A 15,649-nucleotide genomic window follows, 5' to 3' on the forward strand; every position below is an offset into this window, starting at 1 on the left:
CTGCCTCGTTCAACGGCTTTTCCTTTTCGGCCCGACCTTCACTTTTGCCAATACAACTGTACTTTTGCCCGCTGACACCCAGCAAATAACTAAAGCTCTTACTACATGAATTACTCCCTCAGCCAGCTGCCCGAGCGCACCAGCAAGCCCCGCGAACAAGGTTTCACTATGGTAATGGACAAGGGCCTGAGCGTACGGGAGGTGGAGGATTTTCTGGAAGTAGGCGCCGGGTATACCGATATTGTGAAGCTGGGCTGGGCTACCTCGTATGCCACGCCCAACCTCAAGCGTAAGCTGGCCGTGTACAAAGAGGCGGGCATTCCGGTGTATTTCGGCGGCACGCTGTTCGAGGCCTTCATCATCCGCAACCAGTTTGCCGACTACCAGCGCCTGCTCGATACGTATGGTATGGAGTACGCCGAAGTTTCGGACGGTTCGCTCGACCTCAACCACGACAAAAAGCTGGAGTTTATCCGCACGCTTTCGGGCCAGGTGCAGGTGCTGAGCGAAGTGGGTTCGAAGGATGCCGAGAAGATTATCCCACCCTACAAGTGGATTTCACAGATGAAAACGGAGCTCGAAGCTGGCGCCGTGAAAGTAATTGGCGAAGCCCGCGAGGCTGGCAACGTAGGCCTGTTCCGCAGCACCGGCGAGGTGCGCTCGGGCCTTGTCGAGGAAATCCTTACCCAGATTCCGTCTGAAAAAATCATCTGGGAAGCGCCCCAGAAGGCTCAGCAGGTGTGGTTTATCAAGTTGCTGGGAGCCAACGTGAACCTGGGTAACATCGCACCCAACGAGGTTATCAGCCTTGAAACTATCCGCCTGGGGCTGCGCGGCGACACGTTCTCCGACTTCATCGACATGAGCCAGGTAGATGAGATGTTCCGGCCCGAGCCCAAGGCTCCTGGTCGGCCTGGCACCTCCATGCCGCGCGGCTAATTGCTGGCTTGGTTGAAACTACCCGACTCCGTTTCGCGTCGTACAAAGCAAATACCCCTGCCTGAACAGCGGTTCAGTAGGGTATTCGTTTTGCATGATGCGAAGCGGAGTCGGTGGTTATGGCAGGCTGGCCCGAAGCTTGCGGCAGCAACAGGTATCAGGCTTAACCCCGGCGGCTTTAATTGAGTTAAATAGATTAACTCCGGCCGGATTCGTTCCTGAGTGTAGATTATTCAGTCATTTTACCCTTCTATGACGCGTATTTCTTCTTTTTTGGCGGCTGCAGCGCTGCTAGTAATGGCTTCCTGCGGCGGCCCGACCCAACAGGAAAAAACCGAAGCCGCCGTTCTTACGCCCGCCGATACCGTTGCCACCGAAGTCGATATACTGGAGCTACCCGAGCCTTATGCTACCGAATCGGTTACCAAGCGTAGCCGAATTGTGGAGTGGCCTCAGGCGACGATGCCCACCGTGCCCACCGGGTTTCTGGTAACGCAATATGCGGCCGGCCTCGAAAGCCCGCGCAATATGTATGTGCTGCCCAATGGCGATGTGCTGGTGGCGGAGGCCAATACAGTACCCACCGGCCCCAAGGAGGAAGTGGCCGCAGCCCTGAAGCTCGACCCTTCGAAGTCGTTGCGGCCCACCAGCGCCAACCGCATTACGCTACTGCGCGATGAGCAAAGCAATGGCCGGCCCGAGATACGCACGGTATTTTTAGAAGGTCTCAACCAGCCTTTTGGCATGCTGCTGCTGGGGGGCTACTTCTATGTGGCCAACACCGACGGCGTGTGGCGCTACCCCTACGCTGATGGCCAGACGTCTATTACAGCCAAGGGCCAGAAAATTCTGGACCTGCCGGCTGGTGGTTACAACAACCACTGGACCCGCAACCTGCTGGCCAGCCCCGACGGCAAGAAGATCTACATATCGGTGGGCTCGGCCTCGAACGTGGGCGAGCACGGCATGAAGGAGGAGGAGCGCCGGGCCAACATCATCGAAATAAACCTCGACGGCAGCGGCGAACAGATATACGCCAGCGGCCTGCGCAACCCCGTAGGCATGGACTGGGCCCCGGGCACCAACGTACTCTGGACGGCTGTAAATGAGCGCGATGAGCTGGGCGATGAGCTGGTGCCCGACTACCTGACCAGCGTGCAGGAAGGTGGCTTCTACGGCTGGCCCTACTCCTACTTCGGCCAGAAAGTTGACCCGCGCCGCAAGGGCGAGAAGCCTGAGCTGGTGAAAACAGCTATAGTACCTGATGTAGCGTTGGGTTCCCATACGGCTTCGTTGGGGCTAGCCTTTTACACAGCCGAGCAGTTTCCAGAGCGCTACCGTAAAGGGGCCTTTATCGGGCAGCATGGCTCCTGGAACCGCACCGAGTTTTCGGGCTATAAAGTAGTATTTGTCCCATTCCAAAATGGCAAGCCAGCCGGCAAACCCGAGGATTTTCTGACCGGCTTTATTGCTAATGCCGAGCAGAATGAGGTGTATGGCCGGCCGGTAGGCGTAACCATGTTACCCAACGGCATATTGCTGGTAGCCGACGATGCCGGCGGTAAAATCTGGCGCATTGCCGCTCAGTAGGCAGCTCAGTAAATCGTTGATGTCAACATAACATCCTGCTTCGGCTTCGCGGACGCCAGCTGAAGTAGGATGTTTTCATTGGCTTTATAAACAGCTTCGATGCGCCTCCTGCCTACTACTGTTCGCCGCTTGGTAAGCTACTTGGTACCGCTCACGCGCCGGGTACCCTCGGCGTACAGCGGCTGGCTGGAAATCACCACTTGGCGCGGGCACAAAACGCTGAACACGGCCTCCGCCAACTACAGCTACGGTTTGTTGCAGCAGGTGCTACGCTACGGGCTGCGCTTTGTGCCGGTAGCCGATGCCGCCGCGCCGGTACTGGTGCTGGGCTTGGGCGGCGGCTCGGTTCTGCCTCTGCTGCGCCACGAGCAGGGCCGCACTGGTCCTGTTACGGCCATCGAACTCGACCCGGCCGTGCTGGAAGTAGCCGCCACAGAATTTGACGTGAGGTCCGGACCCAACCTGCACATAGTGTGCGCCGATGCTTTTGCCTGGCTGCCTGCGGCCCCGCCCAGCAGTTTTGAGCTGGCCATAGTGGATTTGTTTCTGGACCTGACGCTACCAACTGAATTAGGTGAGGCAGCTTTTTGGCAACAGTTGTGGCGGGTACTGCAGCCGGGGGGCCGGGCACTGTGCAACCTGCTGACAACGGCCGAGTTGTGGCCTGAAGGGCAACCACTACCGGAGTTTCTGGAAGAGTTGGGTTTTGCCGTGCAGGATATTGAGGTAGAGCAGCTCAACCGTCTGCTCATTTTACAGCGGCTGGCCTGATTGACGCCGCCATAGCGAGGCATCGGGTTACCGTTTGCTGCCAACTCGCTTACTTTGCAGCTTCAACCCCTTCTTATGGAAATCCTTCAGCAACTCCTCGACTTTATTCTTCACCTCGATAAACACTTAGGTGAAATTGTGAAGGAGTATGGTGTCTGGACCTACGCCATTCTGTTTCTCATCATTTTTGTGGAAACCGGTGTGGTGGTGTTGCCCTTTCTGCCCGGCGACTCGCTGCTGTTTGCCGCTGGCGCCACGGCTGCTTTGCCCGGCTCCCCTCTGAACGTGTGGCTGATGATGGGGCTGTTAATTTTGGCCGCCGTACTCGGCGACACGCTCAACTACCATATTGGCGACTATCTGGGGCCACGGGTGTTCCGTGAAAATTCCCGCTTCCTGAAGCGGGCGCATTTGGAGCGTACACAGGCTTTCTACGAAAAGCACGGCGCTAAAACCATTATCCTGGCCCGGTTTATCCCCATCGTGCGCACGTTTGCGCCGTTTGTGGCGGGTGTGGGCACCATGCATTACACCAAGTTCCTGTCCTACAACGTAGTGGGCGCAGTACTCTGGGTGGTTTCGCTCACGAGTGCCGGCTACTTCTTCGGGCTGATTCCAGTTGTGCAGAAGAACTTCTCGCTGGTCGTGCTGGCCATTATTGCGCTGTCGGTGCTGCCGGTTGTCTGGGAGTTCAGCAAAACGCGCATCCGCCGCAGGAAGCCAGTAGCGTAAGCGTTGTCCTGCGTCAGCTCTTCATCAAACCTGTCTGAAATAAACCCGCATAACTGCCGGCCCCGCAAGGATAGCCGGCGGTTTTTTTGTTGCTTACTGCCCAAACCTGTCTCTGCCTTATGCCTGAATTTGGATTGCTTGGCCGCTCCCTGAAGCACTCATTCTCTCAGACCTACTTCAGCCAGAAGTTTCATAGCCTAGCCTTGGCCGACCACCGCTACGAACTGTTTGAGTTGGCCGACATGCACGAACTGCCGGCCCTGCTGGAAGCCCACCCGCAATTGCGGGGCCTCAACGTCACGATTCCCTACAAGGAACAAGTCTGGCCCTTCCTGGACGAGGTGGCGGCTTCGGCGGCGCGCGTGGGGGCCGTCAACGTAGTCGAATTCAGGGACGACGGCCGGTTGGTGGGCCACAACACCGATTACATTGGCTTCCGCGACTCGCTTCGCGCGTTGCTGCCCAGCCCGGTGCCGGCCGGAATGCGGGCCTTGGTACTGGGTAGCGGCGGAGCTTCCAAGGCCGTAGAAGTAGCGCTACGCGAAATGGAAGTCGGTTTCTGGACCGTTTCGCGTAACCCCCTGGGGCCGGGCCTTACCTATGACGAGCTGACACCCCAACTAATCCGGGAGCATCTGCTCGTCATCAATGCCACACCCCTGGGCACCTTCCCCGACGTAGCCAAGTGCCCGCCGCTACCCTACGAGGCCCTAACCCCCCAACATTACCTGCACGATTTGGTGTACAACCCAGCCGAAACTGAGTTTATGCGCCGTGGTCTGGCAGCCGGGGCTCAGGTAAAAAACGGTTTCGATATGCTCTGCCGTCAAGCCGAAGAAGCTTGGAACATCTGGCATCAGCAGGCCTAAAAACCTATTTGCAGGCCAGAACAAGGCCCTGATTACTACCCGACGCCCTTTCAGAAGCCGAGTACTTACGGGGAAAGTATTAGTACAATTATATAGTGAAATTTCCTTATTATATGCGAAAACTAAGGGAATAGTAGTAGATTGCCTTATAATCTTACTATCAAACATTCTTTATGACTCCTGAAGAACGCCTGGACCAGCTGGAGCCTCTGCTTTCGGAAACCACCGCCATTCTGGACCGTCATACGGCCCAGCTACGCCAGCATGCCGCCCTGCTCCGGCAGCTGGTACAGGCCACGGAAAGCAACACCCAGCTCCTGCAGCAGCTGCTGGCCGGGCAGACCAGTTGCCTGGAGCAACTGGCCCTGCTGAATGCGCCGCTGTCCCAGCCAATGGAAACCAGCACCCCCACCCTGTTTTCGCTCGTCGATTATAAACCCGACCCAGCTCAGCGGCTGGAGGAGCTGGAAACCCGCCTGGAAACGATGGGCAGCCAGCTGGAAACGCTGGGCAGCAAAATGGATTTGATTCTGACCAAGCTCATCCGGGTGTACATCAACAACTAGCCGCGTGCTGCGGCTGGTAGCAGCTGGGGGCAGGTTCGTTGATGCGGAGGCGGGTGCTGGTTGAAAAGTAAGGCTGAAGCGCCGGTAGTTGGCTATTTTGCCGGCTCGTCAAGCCCATGCCCTCTGCTGCCTTCTGCCCCTACCCTGTTTCGTGCGCGCCCGCGCCTGCCCGCTTGGATGCAGCGGTTGCCCTGGGTGCACCTGGGCTGGGCCGGGCTGCTGTTTTACGTTGATTGGCAAAACTGGCTGCTGCGCCAGGGCGTGCTGGTGCCGCAGCAGCAGGACAACTTCTGGCCTCTGGCCCTGCTGGCTAACCTGCTCGATTCGGCCCTGTTCTATTTCAACTGGCTGCTAATGCCCCGCCTGTTCCGGCGCGGGCGGCTGGGCATGTATCTGGGACTGCTGGGACTGGGGCTGCTGGCGTTCTGCTCCCTGCGTATCGGCGTCGGTTACGCGTTTGATGAGGTGCGGGTACGGGGCGAATCGCAGCCGCTGGGCTACTACGTGCAGGTGCTGCAGGCCTATTACCTGCAGTTGGGGGGAGCTATTTTGCTGTTGAGCTTTTTTGTGCGGCTGGCCGGCGACTACTGGCGCGAGCTGCGCCACCGCCGCGCCCTGGAGCAGCAGCACCTGCGCACCGAGCTGGCCCTGCTACGCAGCCAGCTGCACCCGCACTTCCTGTTCAACACGCTTAACAACATCTACTCACTTACGCTACACGCCTCGCCCCAGGCCCCCGAAGCCGTGCTGCGCTTGGCCGAACTGATGCGCTACCAGCTCTACGAAAGCGCCGACGACCTCGTGCCGCTGGCCCGCGAAATAAGCCACCTGCAAAGCTTCCTCACGCTCCAGCAGCTGCGCCTGCCCACCAGCGGCGCGCCCGACGACGCCGACGAGGCCATCGACTTCCGGATTCTGCTCCCGCCCGACGCCAGCCACCGGCTGCTGCTGCCCCCCATGCTGCTGCTGCCGCTGGTCGAGAATGCCTTTAAGCACGGCGACCTTACGGCCCGGCCCCATGTCGTGCGCATCGTGCTGCAACTTGCCACCACCGACAGGCAGCTGCATTTCACGGTGCGCAACCGCGTTTCGCCCGACGCGGCGGTGCCTGGCGGTATGGGCCTGGCCAATCTGCGCCGGCGGCTGGAGTTGCTCTATCCCGGGCAGCACGCGCTGGTCGTCACGGCCAACGCCGAGGAGTACGCCGTGCGCCTGACTGTGCCAATGGCGTTGCCCACAGAGACTCGCTGAGCTTTGCGCAAAGGGCCGCAGAGCCATTCAATCAAAATCACCGATTCACTTACTCACCGTCTATGGAAACCCGCCGACCGATTAGCTGCCTCGTGGTGGATGATGAGCCGCTGGCCCGGAAGGTGCTGGTCGATTTTTGCGGACAGGTGCCGTTTCTGGAATTGCGCGGGCAGTTTGGCGATGCGCTGGCGGCGGCGGCCTTCCTGCAGGATAACCCGGTGGATGTCGTGTTTCTTGATATTCAGATGCCGCGCCTGACGGGCTTGCAGCTGGCCCAGTTGCTGCCACAGCCCGGCCCGCGCATCATCTTCACTACCGCTCACCCCGATTATGCCGTGCAGAGCTACGAGCTGCCGGCGCTGGATTACCTGCTCAAACCCATTTCCTTCGAGCGGTTTGTGCAGGCTGCCCACCGCGCCCGCGCCGCGCTGTTGCCGCCGCTGGCTACCGCCGCCGCGGCCGAAGCCGCTACCCCCGCCACCGATCCGGTCGCGGCCGACGAAGCGCTATTCGTGCGCCACGACAACCGCCTGCGCCGGCTATTGGTGGATGATATTTACTACGCGGAGGGCCAGAAGGAGTACCTGATGTATTACACGGCCACCGGCAAGCTGCTTGTTCTGCAGTCGTTCCGGAAGTTGGAGGAGCAGTTGCCGGCCGGTCGCTTCGTGCGCATCCACAAATCCTACCTCATCAATCTGCGCCACCTCGAATTCGTGGAGCGCCACCGCGTGCAGGTTCACGGCACCTCCCTGCCCATCGGCGAAACCTACCGCGAAGGCTTGCTGGATGTGCTCCGCTACCACGGGAAGTTCAGTTAAAGGGAAAAGGCCTTTAAAGGGCTGTATGACCCTTTAAAGGCCTTTTCCCTTTGCTTTTTCTCCAACTACTTCACTATGCCAAACCTGTTGCGCTTGAAATCGAGCACGATGACATCGTTCTGAAAGAGAGCGTTGCCGGTGAGTCCATCAATCTTAGCTGCTTTCATGAATTCGAGTTGGCGCTGGTCGCGGGTAAACCAGGCGCTAGCGGGGGGCAACTGTTGCGCCCCCAGATACACGGCCAACTGCGCAGGAGCGGCATAGAATGCCACTGGCTTGCCCCACGAGTTCACGACCAGTGTATCGGTAGGACCGCCGGGACGTGCTATTCCCCGCCAGGTCTGCTCATCGGTGGTTAGCGTGAACAGGCTGGAGCCCGTGTCGAATAATACCCAATAGGTGCGTGACCCAATAGTGAGGGGAATGTGCATACGGTTGTTGCGCACTCGGCTTTTCACGAACGTGGTTTTTGACTGCCAGTAGGCATCAACAGAATCGAGCACACACATCCGCTGCTGTGGGTAGTCGATAACGAGCACCTTACCGGCCACAAAATCGCCCCCAATGGTGCCCACTGACTTCTGCGACTTGGTGTACAGTGAATCGACCGGCACTAAATCCCCGTAGCCAGCCATAAACAACGGATGGGCAACCTGCGTGGTGCCAAAAGATATCGGTAGCCCTTTTGTGCCATAGTTGCGGATGCCGGAGTCGCTCATCCCGCTACGGGTGGTGTCGAGCTGGGCATACAGCTGGGCGGGGGTGGCAAAATAATTTTTCAGTGCCTCCCCATACAGCATGGTCGCGTCGCTACCTAAGTCGAACTGCGCAATGAAATTGGCGCTTAAGTCTTTGACCTTAACGGGGACCAAAATGGCTGCTTTGTACTCTTTGCCACTGAATTTGGCCGTGTGCCAAATGAACGGAAACCACGGATAAGTAGCGGGTGACTTCGTAACAGGGAGGGGCGCGACGCAGGCGCTCAACAGGATAGTGGTGGCGAGCAGGAGCGCTCGGGTAGTTAATTTCATGCGGTAAATACGATTGTGACGGCCACCCAATAACGGGCAATTTCTCTAACGCCCTTATTGCTGGCCGCTTTGCTGACCGTCGCCGCCACTCTTAGTGTCGTCGTTCTGGATGCTGCGGCGGCGCTTGGGGGGCTGGTTGGTTACTTTGCCGAAGCGGTAGTTGAAGGCCAGGCGTACGCCGCGCAGGTAGAGGTAGTTATTGCTTTCCTGGCGGAATTGGTCGGTTTCGAGGGTACTGCGCAGGTTGCGGGTGGCCGAGAAGAAGTTGTCGGCGTTCAGCGTGAGGTCGGCTTTATCCTTGAGCAGGTTTTTACGCAGGCCCATCGAGTAGTAGGTCCAGGCGGCCTGCTTGCCCTGCAGTTGCACCCGCGGCGAGTTGAGGCCCCCAAAGAACTGCAGGCTCAGGCCCTTCTCGAATTTGTAGCTCGAATTCAGGTTGAGATTATACTGCACGCCGCTGTTGTTGAAGCCCAGGCCGGGGCTTTTAAGTGACACGTAATACACGTTCACGTTGCCACTCACGCTCCAGTCTTTCAGGGGCTTCACCGAGCCAAACACGCTGCCGCCATAGGTGGCATTGCGCCCAATGTTACGGAACGTCTGGAGATTAACGCCGTCTTTCACCTCGCGGAAGCTTTCGATGGCGTTGCCCGTACGGCGCACGTAGGCGCTTAGGTTCAGCACTGAGCCCTTCACGAAGGTGGTGTAATTCAGCTCGTAGCTGTCGGTCAGCTCGGGCCGCAGTTCGGGATTACCGAAGCTCACGTTGAGCGTATCGGACGTATTGCGGAAGGGGTTGAGGTAGAAAATCTGGGGGCGCTGAATACGGCGCGAGTAGGCCAGGCGCACCGATTCGCCGGGCTTCTTCTCGTTTTTGGGCTGAAAGTTCAGGCTCAGGTTGGGCAGCAGATTGGTATAGTTCTGGCGCACACCCGGCAGGTCGCCGGGCCGCCCTTGCTGCTCCTCGAAGCTGCCCCGCACGCGGGTGTTTTCTACGCGGGTGCCCAGCTTGAAGCTCAGCTTTTTGGAAGCCGAAAAGCCGTAGCTGGCGTAGCCGGCCAGCACATCCTGGTCGTAGTTGAACTGGTTGGAGCGGGCCGGGTTCAATACCGGGTCGATAACTGCGCTGTTTTGGGGGCTGTCGAGCACATCGTACACGCTGCTCACGCGGCGCAGAATAGCCTTGGCCCCCGCTTCAACCGATGTAGTGGCCGAAAATGGCTGGACGTAATCGGTTTGCAGGGTAGTTTCGAGGTTACGCGACAGGTTATTCCCGGCTTCGCGGTAGTTTTTGGCGTCGTTGGCCGTGGTGTTGCCCGCAAACTGGTCGAGGTTGTAATCCTGCTGGTTGCGGTTGCGGGTGTGCTGGCCCAGCACGCTCCATTCGCGGCCTTTCTGGCCATCAAACGTGCGGGTGTAGCCGCCATTCACATCATAGCTCTGGGTGCGGAACTTGCGGTCGGTGTCGCGGGTAAACTCGCTAGGAATAAACCGGTTGGGGTTGTTAGGAAACGGCAGCAGGGCGTTGTTGTACTGCTGGTAGTTGCCCCCATTGCGGAACACGCTGCCCTGCACGTTCAGCAGCAGGTTATGAAACGGGGCCGGGTCGTAATCGAGGCCCAGCCGGCCGAAACCACCGCCGCCTACCGTGTTGCCGTCGCCCTGCTGGCTTACAACCTGCAGCTCGCGGTCACCGTCCTTCAGCGTACGGGTCAGGTCGTTGCGGTTGGGGCTATAAAAAACGTAGCCGCTGGCCGAGCTGTTGATGCCGATTTTGCCCTTGCGGTAGTTGAGCGAGGTGTTGGCGTTGGAGCTGCGGTTGCCGCCGGCCAGGCCCACCGAGCCGTTGGCGCCCTGCAGGTTGTTCTTTTTGAGGATGATGTTGATGATGCCGCCCGTGCCTTCGGCATCGTACTTGGCCGAGGGCGTTGTAATCACTTCCACGCTCTTGATCTGGTCGGCTGGAATCTGCTTGAGCGCGTCGGCCACGCTGGTGGCCACCACCGAGGAGGGCTTGTTGTCGATGAGCACCCGGATGTTGCTGGAGCCGCGCAGCTGCAGGCCGCCTTCGGGGTCCACGCTCAGCAGCGGCACCTTGCGCAGCACATCGGCCGCCGTACCGCCACTGTTGGTAATGTCCTTCTCGGCGTTGTACACGATGCGGTCGGGCTTGGTTTCGATGATGTCCCGCTCGCCGGTTACCGTTACTTCGCCCAGCTTCTGAGCCGTTGACTCCAGCCGCACCGTGGGCACGGTCGTCAGACCGCCGCTCACGGTTACCGGCACCGTTTGGGGCGCGTAGCCGATGAAACTGATCTGCAGCCGGAATTGCCCTTCCGCCAGCCCTTTCAACGAATACCGCCCTTTTTCGTCGCACACCGTGCCGTCAATGGGCGTGGTGCCACTGGCCGGCAGCAGGGCCACCGTGGCAAACTCGACGGGCTTTTTGGTGCTGGCATCGAGCACGGTGCCTTCGAGGCGGCCGGCACCCTTGGCGGCGGGCAGCACCGGCCGGGCCGGCGCGGCGGCGGGGGTTCCAGCAGGCCGCTGACCGGCGGGCGGGCCGGTTTGGGCAAAGGTCGGAGTGGCCAGTAGCGTAGCCGTAAGCAGGGCCAGCGGAGTAGCGTGTTTCATTTAATTACAGATGTTACAGATGAGGGAATGCCGCAGATGCGGGAGGCGTAAAGAGAGCAGTAATGGCTGTGCTGTCCCAAATAAGTGTCAGTCGGTAACCGGGCGGCGTAGCAGCAGCAGCAGGTAGCCCACCAGCACCGCCAGCGCAAACCAGCCCAACGAGTACCACTCGGCCGGCGAAAGCGTGGCGGTTACGCTCAGCTGTGTGTCGCCTTCGAGCAGGCGCAATATCCGGGTGGGGGCAGCATAGGGTACCAGATCAATGTGCTCCCAGCGCAGCAGTGTGAGGGCCGACACGATGCCGGCTATTCCCACCGCCAGCGGCCCCACGAAGCCTCGGAAGGCCAGCGCCAACCCGTACTGCACGCCCAGAATACCGAGCGTGGCCACGTAGGTGTGTCCCAGCATCCGCAATACCGGCAGCAGGCTGATACTGTGGCTTTGAAAGCCCAGATCAGGTTTCAGCCAACCCAGCAGCACGCCCGCTCCCAACAGCAGCAGCACATATAGCGTTTGGGCCACGGCGTTCAGGACCAGCAGCAGCAGCAATTTGCTACCGAATACGGCTCCGCGCCCCACCGGCTGAGCCAGTAGGTGCCGCCAGCCGCCCCGGTTTTCCAGGTTCACGACCAGCCCGCTCAGCAGCACCACAAACATCGGCAACAGCAGTACCGAAGCCGTTTGCCAGCTCATGCCCACGTACTGCGGCCAGGGGTTTTGGCCGGGTTTCACCAGCAGATGTCCTTTGAAATAGAAAATGAGCAGGTTGAGCAGCACCGGCAGCGCCCCGCCGCCCAGTGCCAGCCATAGCGCGGCCGTGCGGCGCAGCTTCAGCGCATCGGCAACCAGGGTGCGGCCGAGCTGAGTAAGTGGACCGGGGGCAACAGGGAGGGTGTATTCCATGAGTGAGTTAGCGAATGAGTGAGAAAGCACTGTCATACTGAGCGGAGGCGCAGCCACAGTCGAAGTATCTCTACCGCTTCGTTGTAGCTGTCAGGGTTAGCATTGCGGTAGTAGAGATGCTTCGACTGCGGCTGCGCCTTCACTCAGCATGACAGTGCGTTTATCCATCTCACCAAATCAGCAACTCACTCATTCATCCTCGCTGTGAGGTGCAGAAAGGTGTCTTCCAAAGTTGGTTGCTCCTGGCGCAACCCGTAGATGGGCTGGCCAGCTGAAACCAGTCCGGCGGCCAGCTCGGCGGCGTGTTCGCGGCTCAGCCAGGGCAGTTGCAGGATGCCGGGGCCGGCCACCTTGGCCCCGGCCAGCAGGCCCGGCAGCAAATTGCGGCAGGTGTCGGCGTTTTCGGTTTCGAGCACCAGCTGGGCGCGGCCGGTTTGCAGGCGCTGCAAGTCGGGCAGGCTGCCCTGAAACACCAGCCGCCCCCGCTGAATTACGCCCACGTGGGTTACCGTTTTCTCGATTTCGCTGATGAGGTGGCTGCTGACGAGGATGGTTTTGCCGTGCTCGTGGCACAGGCTCCGTAGCAGCGCGCGCATCTCGATGATGCCGGTGGGGTCGAGGCCGTTGGTAGGCTCATCAAGCAGCAGCAGGTCGGGGTTGGGCAGCAGAGCAAGGGCCAGCCCGAGGCGCTGGCGCATGCCGAGCGAGTATTCGCGGGCGGGCCGGTGGGCATCGGCGCTGAGGCCTACCAGAGCCAGCACTTCGGCCGTGCGGTGGGCCGGCACGCCCCGCAGGCGGCGGGTGGCCTCCACGTTTTCGCGACCCGTGAGGTGGTCGTAGAGCGAGGGGCTTTCGATGAGCGCGCCCACCCGGCCCAGCAGCGCCACCCGGTGCCGGGCCAGCTCGTGCCCGAACAGCCGCACCGAGCCGCTGGTGGGCCGCAGCAGCCCCAGCAGCAGGCGCATAGTGGTGCTTTTACCGGCCCCGTTCGGCCCCAGAAATCCGTAGATGCTGCCGGCCTCCACCCGCAGGTTCAGCGCGTGCAGAATGGGCCGGGCCCCGAAGCGGAAACTCAGGTCGTGGCTTTCGAGCAGCGGGGCGGCGGTAGAAGCAGAGCGCATGAGAGAGGAATAAAGGGGGCGAAACGGAAGGAACTGCTGCAAACCTAGCAGCGGCACTATATCTTTCCGCCACAATTCAACCAACATTCCGTTTAGGCCCTGCAACCCTTTTTTCTTCTCCTCAACCCCCAAAAAATGCCACTTATTCCGGCCGGCCGGGTTGGTGCGCTGGCCCGGGGCGTTGAGGGGGCTGTTGGCGGGGTTGATTGAAGAAGGCCGGCCAGCAACCTGCTGTTGCACTATTTTCGAGGATGGAAGTTCTGCCACCGCCTGCTCCCGCCGCTCCTGCCCCGCTCCGGCCACCGCTGTGGCGGAGCTGGCGGGTGCGGTTGCGCGAGTGGCTGCGGCCCACCGAGTGGTCGGCCCACGACCCGGAGGCCACCCGGGTGCCGCGCTGGGTGCATATTCTGCTGTGGCTGTGGCTACTGATAATTGACGGGCTGAAGCTCAGCAGCATTCTCTCGAAGCTGCCCCAGTTTCCGCCCACGGCCCCCGAGTGGTGGGGCCTGCTGCCGCAGCTGGGCCGCTACCTGCTCGAAGACCTGGGCGACGCCACGCTGTTCTACCTGACTTGGCGCTGGCTGATACCCTCTACGCTGGGCCGGGGCCGGGTGCTGCAGTACATCCCGAAGGCGGCGCTGCTGCTGCTGCCCTATCTGGCCCTTATTGGCTGGCTTATCCCGCAGTTTGCTCCGTCCGGGGTACACGTGTCCACCCAAAAAGCACCGCCCTCTTCCAGCCCGCAAGGTAAACCGGGCACGGCAAGAATCGACGCGGCCAAGCCCCCCAAAAGCCCTTTCCCGGACGCCGCCATGCGGCTGCTGGCGGCCTCCATTATTGGCACGTTCATTATTGGCAGCGCCTCGGGCCTGCGCATTACCAACGACTACCTGCGCGGGCAGCGCAACCGCCGCGAGCTGGAGCGCCAGCAGCTGCTAACGGAGCTGGCCATGCTCAAAACCCAGATCAACCCGCACTTTCTGTTCAACACGCTCAACAACATCTACTCGCTCACGAGCCGCAAGTCGGACAAAGCGCCCGAGGCGGTGCTGCGGCTGGCCGAAATCATGCGCTACCTGCTCTACGAAAGCAGCACCGACACCGTGCCGCTGAGCCGTGAGCTGGCCCACCTGCGCAGCTTTCTTGATTTGCAGCGGCTGCGGCTGCCGGCCTCGGCCCAGGAGGCGGTAGTGCTGGAAGTAGCAGGCACCAACCCCGACTGCGTACACCCCATTGCGCCGCTGCTGCTGCTGCCGCTGGTCGAAAACGCCTTCAAGCACGGCGACCTGACTGCCCGCCCCGTGGCCGTGCACATTGCCCTGCACCTGGCCGCCGATGGCCTCCTGCGCTTCTCGGTACTCAACTATGTAGCGCCCGCCGACGCCGAGCGCCCCCTGCCCCGGCAGCCCGGCGGCGTGGGCCTGGCCAACCTGCAGCGCCGCCTGGAATTGCTCTACCCTCACCGCCATACCCTCGATGTACAGACCACTCCGGAGCAGCACCGCGTTACCTTAGTGCTACTGCCGTAGCGTTAATTAGCACTAGTACGCTTCAGAAGAACTTCCTCAATGCCTCGATAAGGTGCAACAAGGCGTTCGTTACGTATCATAAGCCCGATCACCGATTCGCTCCTTCACCTATGACCTGCGTAATTCTTGATGATGAGCCGCTGGCTCTCGACCTGCTGGCCGACTACTGCGCCCAAGTGCCGGGACTGGAGCTGGTGGGGCAGTTTGATGACGCGCTGGCGGCCCTGGCGTTTCTGCAGGACAACCCCGTGGATGTGGTGTTTCTCGACATTCATATGCCCCGGCTGACGGGCGTACAGCTGGCCCAACTGCTGCCCCAGCCCGGACCGCGCATTGTGTTCACCACCGCTTACGACCAGTACGCAGTACGCAGCTACGAGCTCAGCGCGGCCGATTACCTGCTCAAGCCCATTGCCTTCGAGCGGTTTGTGCAGGCTGTGCAGCGGGTACGCCAGCAGCTGACGTCAACCGCGCCCGCCGCCACGCCGCCCGCCCCCGCCGTGCCCGAAGTGGCCCCTGCCGCCACTGCGCCCGACGACGCCATGTTCGTCAAGAATGAGCATCGGCTGCAGCGCGTGGCCTTCGACGATTTGCTGTATATCGAAGGCATGAAGGAGTATTTGATGCTCTATACCACCACCGGCAAAGTGCTTACGCTGCAGTCGTTTCGGCGGCTGGAGGAGGTGCTGCCACCCGAGCGGTTTGCCCGCATCCACAAGTCGTTTCTGGTGGCTCTGAGTCGCATCGAACACGTCGAGCGGGGCAAAGTGCAGGTAGCGGGCCGCCTGCTGCCCATCGGCGACACCTACCGCGAATCATTCAACGCCCTCATCAAGGCGTATAATCAGTTATGATTTAGAGGCGAGGGCGTTGTAGGGGCGGGGCCTGGGCC

Annotated in this window: 14 protein-coding genes; 10 read left to right on the forward strand and 4 right to left on the reverse strand. The window is 60.5% G+C overall.

Annotated elements, in window-relative coordinates; translation table 11 throughout:
* Positions 1 to 105: 105 nt before the first annotated feature.
* The 8 genes from HW556_RS12185 to HW556_RS12220 all read left to right on the forward strand — a co-directional run bounded on the left by HW556_RS12185 (position 106) and on the right by HW556_RS12220 (position 7,539).
* Positions 106 to 939, forward strand: a complete 834-nt coding sequence (locus tag HW556_RS12185) for a phosphosulfolactate synthase (protein WP_176900324.1) — start codon at positions 106 to 108, stop codon at positions 937 to 939.
* A gap of 252 nt (positions 940 to 1,191) precedes the next feature.
* Entirely contained in the window at positions 1,192 to 2,529 is a 1,338-nt protein-coding gene (locus tag HW556_RS12190; protein ID WP_176900325.1) for a PQQ-dependent sugar dehydrogenase, read from the forward strand.
* A 99-nt stretch (positions 2,530 to 2,628) separates the two neighbouring features.
* On the forward strand, positions 2,629 to 3,300 hold the full coding sequence (locus HW556_RS12195; protein WP_176900326.1) for a spermidine synthase: 672 nt from the start codon (positions 2,629 to 2,631) through the stop codon (positions 3,298 to 3,300).
* A gap of 75 nt (positions 3,301 to 3,375) precedes the next feature.
* Positions 3,376 to 4,032, forward strand: a complete 657-nt coding sequence (locus tag HW556_RS12200) for a DedA family protein (RefSeq protein WP_176900327.1) — start codon at positions 3,376 to 3,378, stop codon at positions 4,030 to 4,032.
* 119 nt (positions 4,033 to 4,151) lie between these two features.
* A complete protein-coding gene (locus HW556_RS12205) occupies positions 4,152 to 4,901 on the forward strand; it encodes a shikimate dehydrogenase family protein (protein ID WP_176900328.1) in 750 nt (249 codons plus the stop codon).
* 173 nt (positions 4,902 to 5,074) lie between these two features.
* Positions 5,075 to 5,467, forward strand: coding sequence for a hypothetical protein (locus tag HW556_RS12210; RefSeq protein ID WP_176900329.1), 393 nt, complete (start codon positions 5,075 to 5,077; stop codon positions 5,465 to 5,467).
* Between the two features lie 177 nt (positions 5,468 to 5,644).
* Positions 5,645 to 6,718 (forward strand): sensor histidine kinase, encoded by a 1,074-nt coding sequence (locus tag HW556_RS12215; RefSeq protein WP_176900330.1) that lies wholly within the window; start codon positions 5,645 to 5,647, stop codon positions 6,716 to 6,718.
* 62 nt (positions 6,719 to 6,780) lie between these two features.
* The gene (locus HW556_RS12220) at positions 6,781 to 7,539 is read left to right on the forward strand and encodes a LytR/AlgR family response regulator transcription factor (RefSeq protein ID WP_176900331.1); all 759 of its coding nucleotides are present in this window, start codon (positions 6,781 to 6,783) and stop codon (positions 7,537 to 7,539) included.
* 65 nt (positions 7,540 to 7,604) lie between these two features.
* On the opposite strand, the gene HW556_RS12225 is transcribed toward HW556_RS12220, so the two are convergent.
* The 4 genes from HW556_RS12225 to HW556_RS12240 all read right to left on the reverse strand — a co-directional run bounded on the left by HW556_RS12225 (position 7,605) and on the right by HW556_RS12240 (position 13,228).
* Entirely contained in the window at positions 7,605 to 8,570 is a 966-nt protein-coding gene (locus HW556_RS12225; protein WP_176900332.1) for a hypothetical protein, read from the reverse strand.
* A gap of 54 nt (positions 8,571 to 8,624) precedes the next feature.
* Positions 8,625 to 11,204 carry a TonB-dependent receptor domain-containing protein gene (locus HW556_RS12230; protein ID WP_176900333.1) on the reverse strand — a complete coding sequence of 860 codons (2,580 nt, stop codon included), beginning with the start codon at positions 11,202 to 11,204 and terminating at the stop codon, positions 8,625 to 8,627.
* Positions 11,205 to 11,291: 87 nt separating this feature from the next.
* Positions 11,292 to 12,107 (reverse strand): ABC transporter permease, encoded by an 816-nt coding sequence (locus HW556_RS12235; RefSeq protein ID WP_176900334.1) that lies wholly within the window; start codon positions 12,105 to 12,107, stop codon positions 11,292 to 11,294.
* Positions 12,108 to 12,292: 185 nt separating this feature from the next.
* Positions 12,293 to 13,228, reverse strand: coding sequence for an ABC transporter ATP-binding protein (locus HW556_RS12240; protein WP_246289634.1), 936 nt, complete (start codon positions 13,226 to 13,228; stop codon positions 12,293 to 12,295).
* Positions 13,229 to 13,479: 251 nt separating this feature from the next.
* Between HW556_RS12240 and HW556_RS12245 the strand changes: the two genes are divergently transcribed.
* Both HW556_RS12245 and HW556_RS12250 read left to right on the forward strand, forming a co-directional pair.
* On the forward strand, positions 13,480 to 14,757 hold the full coding sequence (locus HW556_RS12245) for a sensor histidine kinase (protein ID WP_176900335.1): 1,278 nt from the start codon (positions 13,480 to 13,482) through the stop codon (positions 14,755 to 14,757).
* 110 nt (positions 14,758 to 14,867) lie between these two features.
* A complete protein-coding gene (locus tag HW556_RS12250) occupies positions 14,868 to 15,611 on the forward strand; it encodes a LytR/AlgR family response regulator transcription factor (RefSeq protein WP_176900336.1) in 744 nt (247 codons plus the stop codon).
* The last annotated feature ends 38 nt before the right edge of the window (positions 15,612 to 15,649 follow it).

This window comes from Hymenobacter terrestris, assembly GCF_013377905.1.
GTDB lineage: Bacteria > Bacteroidota > Bacteroidia > Cytophagales > Hymenobacteraceae > Hymenobacter > Hymenobacter terrestris.

What these genes read in the sequence shown, in the direction of transcription:
- HW556_RS12185 (WP_176900324.1), top strand. Translation starts at nt 106, where the DNA reads ATGAATTACTCCCTCAGCCAGCTGCCCGAGCGCACCAGCAAGCCCCGC.
- HW556_RS12250 (WP_176900336.1), top strand. Translation starts at nt 14,868, where the DNA reads ATGACCTGCGTAATTCTTGATGATGAGCCGCTGGCTCTCGACCTGCTG.
- HW556_RS12245 (WP_176900335.1), top strand. Translation starts at nt 13,480, where the DNA reads ATGGAAGTTCTGCCACCGCCTGCTCCCGCCGCTCCTGCCCCGCTCCGG.
- HW556_RS12225 (WP_176900332.1), bottom strand. Translation starts at nt 8,570, where the DNA reads ATGAAATTAACTACCCGAGCGCTCCTGCTCGCCACCACTATCCTGTTG.
- HW556_RS12210 (WP_176900329.1), top strand. Translation starts at nt 5,075, where the DNA reads ATGACTCCTGAAGAACGCCTGGACCAGCTGGAGCCTCTGCTTTCGGAA.
- HW556_RS12220 (WP_176900331.1), top strand. Translation starts at nt 6,781, where the DNA reads ATGGAAACCCGCCGACCGATTAGCTGCCTCGTGGTGGATGATGAGCCG.
- HW556_RS12240 (WP_246289634.1), bottom strand. Translation starts at nt 13,228, where the DNA reads ATGCGCTCTGCTTCTACCGCCGCCCCGCTGCTCGAAAGCCACGACCTG.
- HW556_RS12200 (WP_176900327.1), top strand. Translation starts at nt 3,376, where the DNA reads ATGGAAATCCTTCAGCAACTCCTCGACTTTATTCTTCACCTCGATAAA.
- HW556_RS12215 (WP_176900330.1), top strand. Translation starts at nt 5,645, where the DNA reads ATGCAGCGGTTGCCCTGGGTGCACCTGGGCTGGGCCGGGCTGCTGTTT.
- HW556_RS12190 (WP_176900325.1), top strand. Translation starts at nt 1,192, where the DNA reads ATGACGCGTATTTCTTCTTTTTTGGCGGCTGCAGCGCTGCTAGTAATG.
- HW556_RS12195 (WP_176900326.1), top strand. Translation starts at nt 2,629, where the DNA reads ATGCGCCTCCTGCCTACTACTGTTCGCCGCTTGGTAAGCTACTTGGTA.
- HW556_RS12235 (WP_176900334.1), bottom strand. Translation starts at nt 12,107, where the DNA reads ATGGAATACACCCTCCCTGTTGCCCCCGGTCCACTTACTCAGCTCGGC.
- HW556_RS12205 (WP_176900328.1), top strand. Translation starts at nt 4,152, where the DNA reads ATGCCTGAATTTGGATTGCTTGGCCGCTCCCTGAAGCACTCATTCTCT.
- HW556_RS12230 (WP_176900333.1), bottom strand. Translation starts at nt 11,204, where the DNA reads ATGAAACACGCTACTCCGCTGGCCCTGCTTACGGCTACGCTACTGGCC.